The sequence below is a fragment of the Xanthomonas sacchari genome, assembly GCF_040529065.1.
Taxonomy (GTDB): Bacteria; Pseudomonadota; Gammaproteobacteria; order Xanthomonadales; family Xanthomonadaceae; genus Xanthomonas_A; species Xanthomonas_A sacchari.
Genome location: NZ_CP132343.1, coordinates 4,467,818 through 4,481,561 on the forward strand (window position 1 = coordinate 4,467,818; position 13,744 = coordinate 4,481,561).

Annotated in this window: 15 protein-coding genes; 5 read left to right on the forward strand and 10 right to left on the reverse strand. The window is 70.2% G+C overall.

What is annotated here, in order from left to right; genetic code table 11:
* Positions 1-19: 19 nt before the first annotated feature.
* The 5 genes from RAB71_RS18905 to RAB71_RS18925 form a co-directional block, all read right to left on the reverse strand.
* The gene (locus RAB71_RS18905; RefSeq protein ID WP_010342411.1) at positions 20-766 is read right to left on the reverse strand and encodes an SDR family oxidoreductase; all 747 of its coding nucleotides are present in this window, start codon (positions 764-766) and stop codon (positions 20-22) included.
* 31 nt (positions 767-797) lie between these two features.
* Complete coding sequence (locus tag RAB71_RS18910) at positions 798-1,679, reverse strand: amidohydrolase (protein WP_010342412.1); 882 nt, start codon at positions 1,677-1,679, stop codon at positions 798-800.
* Positions 1,676-2,710, reverse strand: a complete 1,035-nt coding sequence (locus RAB71_RS18915; protein ID WP_010342413.1) for an aldo/keto reductase — start codon at positions 2,708-2,710, stop codon at positions 1,676-1,678. The genes RAB71_RS18910 and RAB71_RS18915 overlap by 4 nt, the downstream gene beginning before the upstream one ends.
* A 396-nt stretch (positions 2,711-3,106) precedes the next feature.
* A complete protein-coding gene (locus RAB71_RS18920) occupies positions 3,107-3,565 on the reverse strand; it encodes a hypothetical protein (protein WP_010342414.1) in 459 nt (152 codons plus the stop codon).
* Positions 3,562-4,269, reverse strand: a complete 708-nt coding sequence (locus RAB71_RS18925) for an HAD hydrolase-like protein (RefSeq protein WP_010342415.1) — start codon at positions 4,267-4,269, stop codon at positions 3,562-3,564. The genes RAB71_RS18920 and RAB71_RS18925 overlap by 4 nt, the downstream gene beginning before the upstream one ends.
* 166 nt (positions 4,270-4,435) lie before the next feature.
* Between RAB71_RS18925 and RAB71_RS18930 the strand changes: the two genes are divergently transcribed.
* Positions 4,436-4,654: a hypothetical protein gene (locus RAB71_RS18930; RefSeq protein ID WP_010342416.1), complete on the forward strand. Its 219-nt coding sequence runs from the start codon at positions 4,436-4,438 to the stop codon at positions 4,652-4,654.
* Between the two features lie 112 nt (positions 4,655-4,766).
* Here the strand turns inward: RAB71_RS18930 and glpK are convergent, their stop codons facing one another.
* From glpK to RAB71_RS18950, 4 genes are all read right to left on the reverse strand, one after another.
* Positions 4,767-6,266, reverse strand: a complete 1,500-nt coding sequence (gene glpK, locus RAB71_RS18935; RefSeq protein WP_010342417.1) for a glycerol kinase GlpK — start codon at positions 6,264-6,266, stop codon at positions 4,767-4,769.
* 103 nt (positions 6,267-6,369) lie between these two features.
* Positions 6,370-7,191, reverse strand: a complete 822-nt coding sequence (locus tag RAB71_RS18940; protein ID WP_017916383.1) for an MIP/aquaporin family protein — start codon at positions 7,189-7,191, stop codon at positions 6,370-6,372.
* A 159-nt stretch (positions 7,192-7,350) separates the two neighbouring features.
* Entirely contained in the window at positions 7,351-8,865 is a 1,515-nt protein-coding gene (gene glpD, locus RAB71_RS18945) for a glycerol-3-phosphate dehydrogenase (RefSeq protein ID WP_010342419.1), read from the reverse strand.
* A gap of 283 nt (positions 8,866-9,148) precedes the next feature.
* Entirely contained in the window at positions 9,149-10,009 is an 861-nt protein-coding gene (locus RAB71_RS18950) for a DeoR family transcriptional regulator (RefSeq protein ID WP_050946561.1), read from the reverse strand.
* 142 nt (positions 10,010-10,151) lie between these two features.
* Here RAB71_RS18950 and RAB71_RS18955 point away from each other — a divergent pair, with 142 nt between their 5' ends.
* Positions 10,152-10,625 carry a DUF1456 family protein gene (locus RAB71_RS18955; protein WP_010342421.1) on the forward strand — a complete coding sequence of 158 codons (474 nt, stop codon included), beginning with the start codon at positions 10,152-10,154 and terminating at the stop codon, positions 10,623-10,625.
* A gap of 157 nt (positions 10,626-10,782) precedes the next feature.
* Entirely contained in the window at positions 10,783-11,601 is an 819-nt protein-coding gene (locus tag RAB71_RS18960) for an HDOD domain-containing protein (protein WP_010342422.1), read from the forward strand.
* Positions 11,602-11,680: 79 nt separating this feature from the next.
* On the opposite strand, the gene RAB71_RS18965 is transcribed toward RAB71_RS18960, so the two are convergent.
* A complete protein-coding gene (locus tag RAB71_RS18965) occupies positions 11,681-12,829 on the reverse strand; it encodes an exodeoxyribonuclease III (protein WP_010342423.1) in 1,149 nt (382 codons plus the stop codon).
* A 74-nt stretch (positions 12,830-12,903) separates the two neighbouring features.
* Between RAB71_RS18965 and RAB71_RS18970 the strand changes: the two genes are divergently transcribed.
* Positions 12,904-13,110 carry a hypothetical protein gene (locus RAB71_RS18970; protein WP_010342424.1) on the forward strand — a complete coding sequence of 69 codons (207 nt, stop codon included), beginning with the start codon at positions 12,904-12,906 and terminating at the stop codon, positions 13,108-13,110.
* Between the two features lie 153 nt (positions 13,111-13,263).
* Positions 13,264-13,692: a hypothetical protein gene (locus RAB71_RS18975; protein ID WP_010342425.1), complete on the forward strand. Its 429-nt coding sequence runs from the start codon at positions 13,264-13,266 to the stop codon at positions 13,690-13,692.
* Positions 13,693-13,744 lie beyond the last annotated feature (52 nt).

Here is a 13,744-nt window from a genome sequence, read left to right on the forward strand (position 1 = left end):
TCGTAGTGGGAAGGCGCAGTCAGTTCGACCAGCCGCCGTCGATGATGTGGGTCTGGCCGGTGGTGAACGAGGAGTCGTCCGAGGCCAGGTACACCACCAGTTGCGCGATCTCGCGCGGGTCGCCCAGGCGGCCCATCGGCTGGCGGTCGGTGAAGCTCTTCCACACCGCCTGCTCGTCGCCGCCCAGTGCCTTGACCCGCTCGCCCAGCGACGGCGTCTTGATCGTGCCGGGGCAGATCGCGTTGCAGCGGATGCCCTTGGCCACGTAGTCGGCGGCGATGGCCTTGCTCAGGCCGATCACCGCCGCCTTGGTCACGCCGTAGGCGAAGCGGTTGGGCACGCCCTTGATGCTGGACGCCACCGAGGACATGTTGACGATGCTGCCGCGGCCCTGCGCGAGCATGCCCGGCAGCACCGCCTGGCACAGGTAGTACATCGCATCGACGTTGATCGCGAACGAGCGCTTCCAGGCCGACGCGTCGCAGTCGAGGATGCTGCCCTGGTGCACGTAGCCGGCGCAGTTGAACAGCACGTCGAAGGTCGGCTGCGCCGCCACCAGCGCCTGGATCGCGGCGGGATCGGTGACGTCCAGCGTCTGCGTGACGATGCCGTCGGACTCGGCGGCCAGCGCCTGCAGCGCGGCGGCGTCGATGTCGGTGGCCAGCACCTGCGCGCCTTCGCGCGCGCAGGCCAGTGCGCTCTCGCGGCCGATGCCGGCGCCGGCGGCGGTGATCAGGCAACGCTTGCCTTGCAGACGGCCGCTCATGCGCGGCTCCCGGAAACGGACACGAACGTGGTCATGGGGCGGGACTCCAGGTGGGGGAGGAAGCAATCGGATCGGACAGGCGATAGACGCGCCGCGCAGTGCCGGCAAACACCGCCTCGGCAGCGCCGGCGGCATGCTGCGCGACCCAGGCCTGCGCCAGCGCCATCCACGCGGCGTAGTCGGCGCGTTGGGTCAGCACCGGCCAGTCGCTGCCCCACAGCAGCCGCTGCGCGCCGAAGCAGGCGAACAGGTGCGCCACGTAGGGCGCCAGCAGCGGAGTGTCGAGGGCGGCATCGGCCGGCAGTTCGGTGAGCAGGCCGGACAGTTTGCACACCACGTTGGGGTGCTGCGCCAGCTGCACCACGCCATCGGCCCAGGCCCGGAAGTCGGCACCGCCGATGGCGGGCTTGGCGGCATGGTCCAGCACCACGCGCAAGTGAGGGTGACGCTGCAGCCGTGCCAGCAGCGCCGGCAGGTGCAGCGGCCGCACCAGCGCATCGAAGGCCAGGTCGTGCTGCAGCAGCGCGTCGAAGGCCGCATCCAGCTGCGGCTGCGCCAGCCACTGCGGATCGGCCAGGTCCTGCACCATCGGCCGCAGCCCCTTGAGCAGGCCGGCGCCGTCGGCGCACAGCGCGGCGATGCGCGCGGCGACGTCGGCGGTGTCGAAATCCACCCAGCCGACCACGCCGACGATGCGCGGCTCGGTCCGCGCCAGCTGCAGCAGATAGCGGGTTTCCGCCTCGCTCTGCGCCGCCTGCACCGCCACCAGCGCGGTCACGCCGTGCGTGTCGAGCGTCGCGGCCAGGTCCTCGGGCAGGTAATCGCGGTACAGCACGCCCAGGTCCGGGGTCAGCCAGGCATAGTCGCCACGCGCCAGGCGCCAGAAATGCACATGGGCGTCGATGATGGTCACGGCGTCGGCACCGGCGCACGCAGCAGGTCGTCGTCGCGCAGCTGTTGCCACAGCGCCCCGGGAATCGCCGCGCGCAGGCGCGTGGCGGCGCTGGCCACTTCCGCCGACGTGCGCATGCCCGCGACCACCGCGCTCACCGCCGGATGCGCAAGCGGGAACTGCAGCGCCGCCGCGCCCACGTCCACGCCGTGTGCCGCACAGGCCGCGAACAGGCGCTGCGCGTGCTGCAGCGTGGCCGCATCCACCGGCGCGTAGTTGTAGGTCTCGCCCGGCCCGCGCGCATCGCTCAGCAGCCCGGAACTGTACGGCCCGGCCACCAGGATGCCGACCTGCCGCTGCAGCGCCTGCGCCATGATCCGCTGCGCGGCGTGCTGTTCGAGCAGGGTGTAGCGGCCGGCCAGCATCACGCAGTCGAGCGGGAACAGCGGCATCAGTTCCACCGCCACGTCTTCCTCGTTGACGCCGATGCCGATCGCCCGGCACGCGCCCTGCGCCTTCAGCGCGGCCATCGTCGGCAGCGCTTCGTCCAGCGCCTGCCGCAGCATGGCCGGATGGCGCTCGCCGTGGGTCAGGCGGCCGATGTCGTGCAGCAGCAGCACATCGATGTGATCGGTGCCGAGCCGCTGCAGGCTGCTTTCGAAGGCACGCAGCACGCCGTCGCGGCTGTAGTCGAATTCGGCGCGGCGCCCGGCCACGGCGAAGCCATCGCGCCCTGGCGCGGCCGCGGCATCGTCGTAGACGCAGCGCCCGACCTTGGTCGAGAGCGTGTAGCTGGCGCGCGGCAGCCCGCGCAGGCCCTGCCCCAGGCGTTGCTCGCTCAGCCCGTAGCCGTAGTACGGCGCGGTGTCGAAATGGCGGATGCCGGCGGCATAGGCATCGGCCACCGCGGCCAGCGCCACCGCATCGTCCACCTCGGCGTACAGATTGCCGATCGGCGCGGCGCCGAAGCCCAGGGTGGACAACTGCACGCCACTGCGGCCCAGCGCGCGCGGCGCCAGAGTGGCGTCGGCGGCGACAGCGCTCAGCGCCATGCGCGCACATCCGCAACGACGGCCACAGCGGATCGCCCACGGACGCGCGAGGGACGGAAGTTGCTGGGGTCACGCATGGCACGCCTCTGCCCGGGGTCGGGCGCGATGAAGGAAGGCCGCAGCATGCACGCCCGGAATGGCGATGGCGCGGCGACTGTTCGCATATGAATATAGCAATCACAAGTGAACAATCAACCTGCAGCGCAGCAATTCCGCTCGGCGCCCGGCCGAGCAGGTCGGCGCAGGCCGATGGCACTCGATGCGCCTCTGGATCCCGCGGAGTCGGTCATGGCGCATGCCACCGGGCACGCCGAGGACAAAGGGGCGGCGCGAGGACGCGATCGACAGGTCCCTTCGCGCCGTGCGCGCCTGGCTGCCTCGCTCGGGTCGGCGGACTCAGCGCGCAGCCGGCCGCGTGCCGAAGGCCAGGCGGGTCGCCTTGCGGTCGAACTGCAGCGCCACGCGCATGCGCCCCTCGGTCATCGGCCGCACGATCCAGCGCACCTGCGCCTCGCCGAAGCCGGACGTCACCACCGGAATGGCCAGGAACCAGCTCGGTCCCGGCCCAACGCAGTACCAGAACGCATCGGCGGTCTGCAGCGCGGCACCCGGCGCGATCGAATACACATGGCTGTAGCTACCCTCGATGGTCTGCTTGGATCGCTTGACCACGGTCAGGTCGCTGCCACGCAACGGCCCGTGCTCGCCCGGAAACGCCTGCTCGCGGAACGAAGCCTCCAGCAGGGCCGTCACCTGGTTGCGCCCCAAGCGATACAGCGCGCCGATCGACAGGGCGGCGCTGCCGAGGAAGACGACGGTGATCACGCCCGCGACCACATAGGGCAGCCACGTCATGCGTCGCCGCCCACAGCCTCGCAGGCGCCGCGCGCGCCTGCCTGCGCCGGACGCGACTGCGTGCAGGCACCGGTACCCAGCACCAGGGACCGCAGCGCGTCCGGCCGCTGCAGCAATGGCAGCGGCGTGTGTAGCTGCAACGCGGCCGGCAAGGTGTAGCCCCAGGCCACGCCGGCAAACGCGATGCCGGCCTGGCGCGCGGCCTCGGCATCGCGGATCTCGTCGCCCACGCACAGCGCCCGCGCGGCGGGAACGCCGCAGGCACGCAGGCTGGCGCGCAGCTTGCGGCGCTTGCCCAGCACCGCCGCGCCGCAGCGCACGTCGCGGAACTGCGCGAGCAGCGCCGGGCCGAGCACGCGCTCGACGTTGGCGTGGCTGTTGGACGTGACCAGGGCCAGGTGCACGCCGGCCTGCGCCAGCTGCGCGAGCAACTCGGCGACGCCGTCGAACAGCGCGATGCGCTCGATCTGCGCGCTCATCAGCGTGCGCATGCGTTGCGCCACCGCCGGCACCCGCCACCAGCGCAGGCCGCTGCGCGCCATCAGCTCGCGTGCACTCAGGCTGCGGATCTCATCCAGCCGCGCCACGTCGAAGCGGCGGAAGCCGAATTCGTCGGCGACGCCGTTGATGGTCGCCAGGAACCAGGGAAACGAGTCGGCCAGGGTGCCGTCGAAATCGAAGATGACCAGGTCGTAGTGGCGCATGCGGCGCCAGCATGCCGGAGCGTTGGAGTCGGCGCCAGCGACAAGCCTGCCGATCGCGGCGGCGAGGCGCGCGGATTGGCTAGCCTTTCATCCACCGTTGCCGTGCGCTTCACCCGCAACCACCGGCCCAGCGCGCACGCTGGACCCTCATCGCACGGAGACGCCCATGCACATGCAATCGCCCAATCCCGGCCAGGATCCGCAGCAGCCACCGAACGAGGTGCCGGGCCAGGTGCCGAATCCGGGTGTCGACCCGACCCCGGATCGCCCGATCGATCCGACTCCCGACCAGCCGATCGATCCGACCATCCCGCCGATCCAGGATCCCGTCGGCGACGTCGACGCCCCGGTGCCGGGTCCGCACGGGCCGACGCAGTACGTCTGAACCATCGCCGCGCGGAGAGACTCCACCGTCGTAGGAGTGGCTTCAGCCGCGACCAGGCTTTCCCAGGAACGCCCGGTCGCGGTCGAAACCACGCCTACGTGTCTTGCTCGCCTCAGCGAATCCGGAACCCCATCGTCGCCTCCACCGCCTGCTGCCAGCCGGCGTACAGCGCTTCGCGACGCTCGGCCGGCATGTCCGGCTCGAAGCGGCGGTCCACCGCCCACTGCTGGGCGATCTCCGCACGGTCCTTCCAGAACCCGGTGGCCAGGCCGGCCAGGTAGGCCGCACCGAGCGCGGTGGTCTCGGCCACCTCCGGGCGCAGCACCGGCACGTCGAGGATGTCGCTTTGGAACTGCGCCATGAAGTCGTTGGCGATGGCGCCGCCGTCGGCGCGCAGTTCCTTCAGCTCGATGCCCGAATCGACCTGCATCGCGGTCAGCACGTCGCGGGTCTGGTAGGCCATCGATTCGATGGCGGCGCGGATGAAATGTTCCTTGGTGGTGCCGCGGGTCAGGCCGAACACCGCGCCGCGGATGTCGCTGCGCCAGTACGGCGCGCCCAGGCCGACGAAGGCCGGCACGAAGTACACGCCATCGTTGTCGCCGGCGCGCTCCGCGTAGGCCTGCGAGTCGCTGGCCTTGCCGAGCATGCGCAGACCGTCGCGCAGCCATTGCACCACCGAGCCGGCGACGAAGATCGCGCCTTCCAGCGCGTACTCGACCTTGCCGTCCACGCCCCAGGCGATGGTGGTGAGCAGGCCGTTCTTCGACGCCACCGCCTTCTCGCCGGTGTTCATCAGCATGAAACAGCCGGTGCCGTAGGTGTTCTTGGCCATGCCCGGCTCGAAGCAAGCCTGGCCGAACAGCGCCGCCTGCTGGTCGCCGGCGATGCCGGCGATCGGCACGGCGTGGCCGTAGAAATACTGGCCCTGGGTGTTGCCGTAGATCTCGCTGGACGAGCGCACCTCCGGCAGCATCGAGGCGGGGATGTCGAGCAGCTGCAGCAGTTCCTCGTCCCAGCGCAGTTCATGGATGTTGTACAGCAGCGTGCGCGAGGCATTGGTGTAGTCGGTGACGTGGACCTTGCCGCCGGTGAGGTTCCAGATCAGCCAGCTGTCGATGGTGCCGAAGGCCAGCTCGCCGCGCTGCGCGCGTTCGCGCGCGCCGTCGACGTGGTCGAGGATCCACTTGACCTTGGTGCCGGAAAAGTACGCATCGATCAGCAGGCCGGTCTTGGCCCGCACCATGTCCTCGTGGCCGTCGGCCTTGAGCTGGTCGCAGATGTCCTTGGTCTGCCGCGACTGCCAGACGATGGCATTGTAGATTGGCTGGCCGGTGGCGCGGTCCCACACCACCGCGGTCTCGCGCTGGTTGGTGATGCCGATGCCGGCGATCGCGCTGGCGTCCACCTGATGGTTGTTGAGCAGTTCGGTGATCGTGGTGTAGACGCTGGTCATGATCTCGCGCGGGTTGTGCTCGACCCAGCCCGGCTGCGGGAAGATCTGCGAGAACTCGCGCTGGGCCATGCCGACGATGCGGCCCTGGCGGTCGAACAGGATCGCGCGTGAACTGGTGGTGCCCTGGTCGATGGCCAGGATGAACTGCTTTTCCATCGGAGACTCCTGCGGGATGCACGCCGCGCGCACAGGCGCGGCGCCAACGGGGAATTAGGGAGGCGCGCACGCCGCGCGCGGAAACGACCGCGCTGCCGGCGCGCTAGCCGCGGCGCGCGGCGGCCTGTTCTTCCTCCAGCGCCTTCACCCGCGCCGGCAGGAACGGATAGATCAGCCACTGGTAGGCGGCACCGCCGATCACGCCGCCGATCAGCGGGCCGACGATCGGGATCCACCAGTAATTGTCGGCCGACGGCAGCGCCGAGGAGCCCCAGCCGGCGACGTAGGCGAACAGGCGCGGGCCGAAATCGCGGGCCGGATTGATCGCCCAGGCTTCCAGATAACCCATCGAGGCGCCGATGGTGGCCACCAGCAGGCCGATGATCAGCGCACCGGAATTGGCGGTGGGCGCAGCCTCGTTGTAGCGCTCGGTGATGGCGAAGATGCCGAAGATCAGGAACGCGGTCAGGATGACCTGGTCGCGCAACGCGTGCATCGGCGTGATCGCCAGGCCCGGCGCGGTGAAGAACACCCCGGCCGCGCCGCCGCCGGCGCGGGTGAGATGCTGGGCCTGGTTGTAGTGGTCGATCACCGGCGCGAACAGCAGGTAGACGATCCACGCGCCGAGAAACGCACCGATCACCTGGGCGACCCAGTACGGCAGCACCTTGGGCCAGGGAAAGCCGCGGTACAGCGCCAGCGCCAGGGTTACCGCCGGATTGGCGTGGGTGCCGGACACCGAGCCGGTGACGTAGATGGCGATGGTCACCGCCAGGCCCCAGGCGATGCACACGCCCCAGTAGGCGTGCTGGTACGGGCTGGGGTCGTAGAGCACGTACATGCACGCCACCGAGCAGCCGAAGGCGATGATGATCAGCATCGCGATCGCCTCGGAAATCAGTTCGCCCACCAGTTGCCGGCTCATGCCCATGCCTCCCGGCCTGCCGTCGTTGCCGCTGTCGATCCACCCATGCCTGCCACCCTCCACGGTTGCGTCCAGGTTCGTGCGCCGCGGCGGGGGCCGGGCGCAGCGCGATTGTGCACGCGCCGCCGCGGCCCGAACCGGACCGACGGCAGCGTTCGATCAAGCCGGTGCCGCGGCCAGCGTGGCCGGCGCCTGTTGCAGGTAGGCGACCAGGCGCTGGCGTCCGGCCGCGTCCACGCGCAGGCCGAGCTTGCTCCGCCGCCACAGCAAATCCTCTGCCTCCACCACCCACTCGTGCTGGCGCAGGTAGTCGACCTCGGCCTGGTACAGGTCGGCACCGAAGTGCTGGCCCAGGTCCTGCAGCGAGGCGGCATCGCCCAGCAGCGTGTCCGCGCGGGTACCGTAGTTGCGTGCCAGCCGCTGCGCGGTGGCCTCGGGCAGCCACGGCCGGGCCGCGCGCAGCTCGCGCGCCAGCGTGGCGATGTCGCTGCGCTCGCCGCCGGGCAGCGGCGCACCGTGCGCGGTCCAGGCCGGCGCCTTGCGTCCGGCATGCGCGGTCAGCCGGTCCACCGCCTCCTCGGCGAGCTTGCGGTAGGTGGTGAGCTTGCCGCCGAACACGTTGAGCAGGGCCGCACCGTCGCGCGTGTCCAGTTCCAGCAGGTAGTCGCGGGTGACCTCGGCGGCGTTGTCCTCCTCGTCGTCGAGCAGCGGGCGCACGCCGCTGTAGCTCCACACCACGTCGTCCGGAGCGATCTGCTTGCGGAAGTAGCGGTTGGCCGCTTCGCACAGATAGCGCGTCTCCTCGCCGTCAATGCGCGGCGCGGCCGGGTCGGCGCGGTAGTCGACGTCGGTGGTACCGATCAGGGTGTAGTCCTGCTCGTAGGGAATGGCGAAGACGATGCGCCGGTCCGGCTGCTGGAAGATGTAGGCGTGGTCGTGCTCGAACAGCCGCGGCACCACGATGTGGCTGCCCTTGACCAGGCGCAGCGCGTGATCGTGGTCGACGTGCGCCACCTCGTCCAGGAACTGCACCGCCCACGGTCCGGCGGCATTGACCAAGGACCGCGCGCGCAGTTCCTCGCGGCGGCCGTCGGCGTGCTGCAGCTGCACCTGCCACAGGCCGTCGACGCGGCGTGCGCCGACGCAGCGGGTGCGGGTGAGGATGCGCGCGCCGCGCTGCGCGGCGTCCATCGCGTTGAGCACCACCAGTCGCGCGTCCTGCACCCAGGCGTCGGAATAGACGAAACCGGTGCGGAACTCCTCGCGCAGCGGCGCGCCCACCGGGTGCGTGCGCAGCGCCAGGCGTCGCGACCCCGGCAGGGTGCGGCGGCCGCGGCCGAGGTGGTCGTACAGGAACAGTCCGGTGCGGATCATCCACGCCGGACGCAGGTGCGGCTGATGCGGCAGCAGGAAGCGCAGCGGCCAGATGATGTGCGGGGCCAGCCGCAGCAGCACCTCGCGCTCGGCCAGGGCCTTGCCGACCAGGGCGAACTCGTACTGCTCCAGGTAGCGCAGGCCGCCGTGGATCAGCTTGGTGCTGGCGCTGGACGTATGCGCGGCCAGATCGTCGCGCTCGCACAGGCACACCGACAACCCGCGGCCCACCGCGTCGCGGGCGATGCCCACGCCGTTGATGCCGCCACCGACCACCAGCACATCGTAGGTCTCACGCATAGCCGACTCCGGAAGTGTCGTGTCCGGGCCCGGCAACCGGCCGGGGTCAGGACTGAGGACGAAAAGATCGTAAACGAACATTTCCGAACATATCACGCTGCACTGCAGCGTGGCGTCGACGGCATCCTGCAAACCGGCCGTAACCAGCCAGTGGCTTAGCTCAGAGACAGCCAAACGGGCGCACAGGGCCGCTGCGGCGCGATGATCGCTCCACATCACGCAACATTAACGAAACAATCCGAACACGCGCCCTGTACCACCCCGATGGCAGGACCGGCCTCGCTCAGTCCGCGGCCGCATCCAGCGGCGGCGCGCCCTGGTCGGCCGCATCGCCCTCGGCAACGAACACGCGGGTGCCGGCCGCCTCCAGCACTGCGGCCAGCTCGGCCGGCGGCGCGCGGTCGGTGAACCAGGCGTGCACCCGCCCGATCGGCCCCAGCCGGACCATCGCGTTGCGACCGAGCTTGCTGTGGTCGGCGGCCAGGAACACCTGCCGCGAGTGCTCGATGATCGCCTGCGCCACCCGCACCTCGTGGAAGTCGAAATCCAGCAGGGTGCCGTCCGGATCGATGCCGGAGATGCCGATCACGCCGAAATCCACCTTGAACTGGCGGATCAGCTCGATGGTGGCCTCGCCGGTGACGCCCTGGTCGCGGCCGCGCACGCGCCCGCCGGCCACCATCACCTCGAAGCTGGGGTTGGCGCTCATCATCACCGCGACGTTGAGGTTGTTGGTGATCACGCGCAGGCCGCTGTGGCCCATCAGCGCGCGCGCCACATCCTCGTTGGTGGTGCCGATGTTGATGAACAACGACGCGTCGTCGGGAATGTGCTGCGCCAGCAACGTGGCGATGCGCCGCTTCTCCTGCGCCTGCAGCGACTTGCGCGCTGCGTAGGCCAGGTTCTCCACGCTCGACGGCAGGCTCACCCCGCCGTGGTAACGGCGCAGCACGCCGGCTTCGCACAGCAGGGTCAGGTCGCGGCGGATGGTCTGCGGCGTCACCTCGAAACGTGCTGCCAGCCCTTCCACTTCGGCATAGCCCTGCTGGCGTACCAGCGCCACCAGTTGCTCCTGGCGCGGATTGAGCGCAGAGACTGCGTTCGGCTTGGGAATCGAATGGTCCATGCGCCGATGATGGCGCATGCGCCCGCGGATGCAACCGCGCCGCATACACACCCTCGGTGAACCGCAGCCATGGGCTGGGCCTGCGCGGTCTACGCGTCGATGCGGGCCAGCGCCTAGACTAGCGCCCCTCGCCGGGCCTGCCGGCACTCCTGCACCGATCATGCTCAACAACGACATCCTGCGCTCCATCCGCTACATGCTCGACCTGAGCGACCAGAAGATCGTCGATCTGGCGCACCTCGCCGATCCCGCGTTCCCGATCGACAAGGCGCAGATCCCGGCGTGGCTGAAGAAGGAGGACGAAGAGGGCTTCGTCGAATGCAGCGACGCGGTGCTGGCGCATGTGCTGGACGGGCTGGTGTTCCACTACCGCGGCCGCGACGAGAGCCTGCCGCCGCGCCCGGTGGAGGCGCGCATCACCAACAACGTGGTGCTGAAGAAGCTGCGCGTGGCGTTCCAGCTCAAGGACGTGGACATGCACCAGATCTTCGACGCCGCCGGTTTCCCGGTGTCCAAGCCGGAACTGTCGGCGCTGTTCCGGCAGCCGGAACACAAGAATTTCCGCCTGTGCGGCGACCAGTTGCTGCGCAACTTCCTCAAGGGCCTGACCCTGCGCGTGCGCGGCGCCGGCTGAGCCGCGTCCTCCGCTGCAGCAGGGCGCGGCCGTCGCCGCGGGACCGGGTTTCCACACGCCGGCCATCGCGAATCGGTAGGATGCGCGCATTCCGCCACCGTGGCGGCGCGGCCGGCTGCCGGCCCTGCCCGCCTCCCGTTCCGTTCCGAGGGTCCCCATGAAGCTAGAGGCGCTGTTCGACCAGTTGCACACCCTGCCGACCATTCCCCAGGTGGCGCAGGACCTGATCCTGCAGTTCGATGCACCGGGCACCAGCCTGGACGCCGTGGCGCGCAACATCGAGCGGGACCCGGTGATCGCGGCCAAGGTGCTGCGGCTGGCCAACTCGGCGCGCTTCCGCGGCGCGCGCGACTCCACCACGGTGGAAGACGCGGCGCTGCGCCTGGGCTTCAATACCTTGCGCACCCTGGTGCTGGCCTCCTCGGTGACCGGCGCGTTCCATGCGCCGGCGCATTTCGACCTGCGCGCGTTCTGGCTGCACAGCTTCGAAGTGGCCGGCGTGTGCCGGCTGCTGGCGCGGCAGAAGGGCCTGGACGCAGAGACCGCGTTCACCTGCGGCATGATGCACAACATCGGCGAACTGCTGATCCAGACCGGCGCGCCCGACTACGCCGCGCAACTGCACCCGGACGCCTCCTCCAGCGGCCGCGCCGCCGACGAGACCGTGCAACTGGGCTTCGGCTACCCGGAAGTGGGCGCCGAGCTGGCGCGGCGCTGGCATCTGCCGCAGGTGATCCAGACCGCCATCGCCTTCCAGGCGCGGCCGCTGCAGGCGCCGGAAGGCGAGCCGATGCCGAAGGTCGTCGCCCAGGCCGCGCTGGTCGCCGACGCGCTGCAGCGCGACGGCGGCGCCAACGACCAGGCGCGGCAGGCGGTGACCGGCCCGCTGCTGGACGACGTGGATCTGGACGCGCTGTTCGCCGCGCTGCCGGACGTGATCGAGGCCGATCGCGCGTTTACCGAGATGTTGAAGTAAGAGACGCCGCCGGGACGCGGCGGTAGCGCGGTGTCGGTCGCTTCCCCGCTTCCCCGCTTCGCCGCACCCTCATCCGGCGCTACGCGCCACCTTCTCCCGGTGGGAGAAGGGGTGATTTGCGGCGTGTGCCGCGGCGCGTGGGCGTCTGCGGCACCGCGCTCTCGGCGCGTGGCTTGCGCGCTTTCGGCGTCTTCTCTTTTGTCGTCTTCGTCTTTGTCGCCTTTGCGCTTGCCTTCTTTGTTGCCGGCGCCGGGGGCGTCGATGTCGCCGCGGTCTTGGTCGTCGTCTTGCGCTTGGGCCGCGCTGCCGCCTTCGCCGCTGAGGACGTCGCGCCAGACGCGGATGTACCTGCCGCTTTCTTCGCAGCGCCGCGCGTGGTCTTGCTTCCAGCGCGTTCGGCACTGCGCCTCGGCTTGGCCGACGATTTGGCTGCACCGCGGGCCGGCGACGCGCCTAGCGTGACCCAGGTCGGCGCATGGTCGCTGGCATGCGGCAGGTCGCGCACCCAGCGGTCCACGCCGGCGTCGCGCAGGCGCTTGGCCAGCGGCGGATTCAACAGCAGGTGGTCGATGCGCAGCCCGGCATCGCGCTGCCAGTGCTGGCGGAAATAGTCCCAGAACGTGTACACGCGGCGCTCGCCGTGCACTTCGCGCAGACTGTCGGCCCACCCCTGCGCCAGCAACTCGGCATAGGCCTGGCGGCTTTCCGGCTGCAGCAACGCGTCGCGCCGCCACGAGGCCGGGTTGTAGATGTCCGCATCGGTGGGCACCACGTTGAAGTCGCCGATCAGCGCCACCGGGTGCGGCAGCGCCACCAGGTGCTGCGCATGCCGCTGCAGCCGTGCGAACCAGTCCAGCTTGTAGTCGAACTTCGGCCCTGGGCGCGGATTGCCGTTGGGCAGGTACAGGCAGCCGACCAGCACGCCGTGCGCCATCGCCTCGATGTAGCGGCTCTGGGTGTCGCGCGGATCGCCAGGCAGGCCGCGCCGGCTCTCGACCGGGTCGCAGCCCTTGGCCAGCAGCGCCACGCCGTTCCAGCCCGACTGCCCCATCCACACCGCACCGTAGCCGGCGGCATGCAGCTCGGCCAGCGGGAAGCCGGCGTCCACGCTCTTGAGTTCCTGCAGCCCGACGATGTCCGGCGCCTCGCGCTGCAACCACTGCAGCAGCTGCGGCAAGCGGCTGCGGATACCGTTGACGTTGTAGGTGGCGATCTTGAGCGTCTCCATCCGGCGCGCCTGCAGAACCTGCCATCACCTTCGCCTCGCTACCCTCGTCGCATCGTGAAAACGGGAGCCGCCGCATGACCCCGCTCGACAAACCCCTGCGCCGCGCACTGGAGATCGACGGCGTGCACTACACCCTGACCGTGGACCCGGAAGGCCTGAAGCTCACCGAGAAAGGTCGTCGCAAAGGCCTGGATTTGCGCTGGAGTGCGCTGGTCAGCGGCGACGCCGCCTTGGCCACCGCGCTGCAGGCGTCGCTGGCCGATCGTCCGGGCAAGCGCTGAGCGTCAGCCAGGCCGGCGCCACGCGGGCAAACGTGGCCGCCGATGGTGCTATCGTCGCGGCTTCGGCAACCAGCAGGGAGCGGGCGGATGCACAGGCGCAACGGTGGTGCTGTCGGGACCAGTCAACGACGCGCTCGGCGCACCGGATGGGTCATGGGCCCACTGCTGCTCGCCCTGCTGCCCCTGGCGACGCACGCGGCGCCGGACGTGCCGGACAGCCTGCGCGTGTCCAGTACCAACACCTACGCCGCGGGCACGCCCGAATGGCGGCAGGTGCGCGATTGGCTGGCGAAGCAAAAAACGCGCGGAGACGTGATGAGCATGGGCAATCTCGACCGGCTCGGCCCCATCGTCCTGAGCTACGCGAGGGCGCTGCACGGCGTCCAGACCCGGGCGCCCGAACCGCTGCCGCTACCCGACCAGGGCGCGCCAGGCGACAGCATCGCCATCGCCAGTTGCATCGGCGGCGTGAGGCAGTCGTGGATCTACGGCGTCGAGACGCGACCCGCGGATGCGTGGACCCTTACATCGTTTGCCACCTCGCAGACTGCGGATTGCAAGCAGGCCGATGGCACGCATTGACTCCGCAACCTGCCGCACCTCCGCAGGTGCGGCTAGCGCTGGTGCCAGCCGT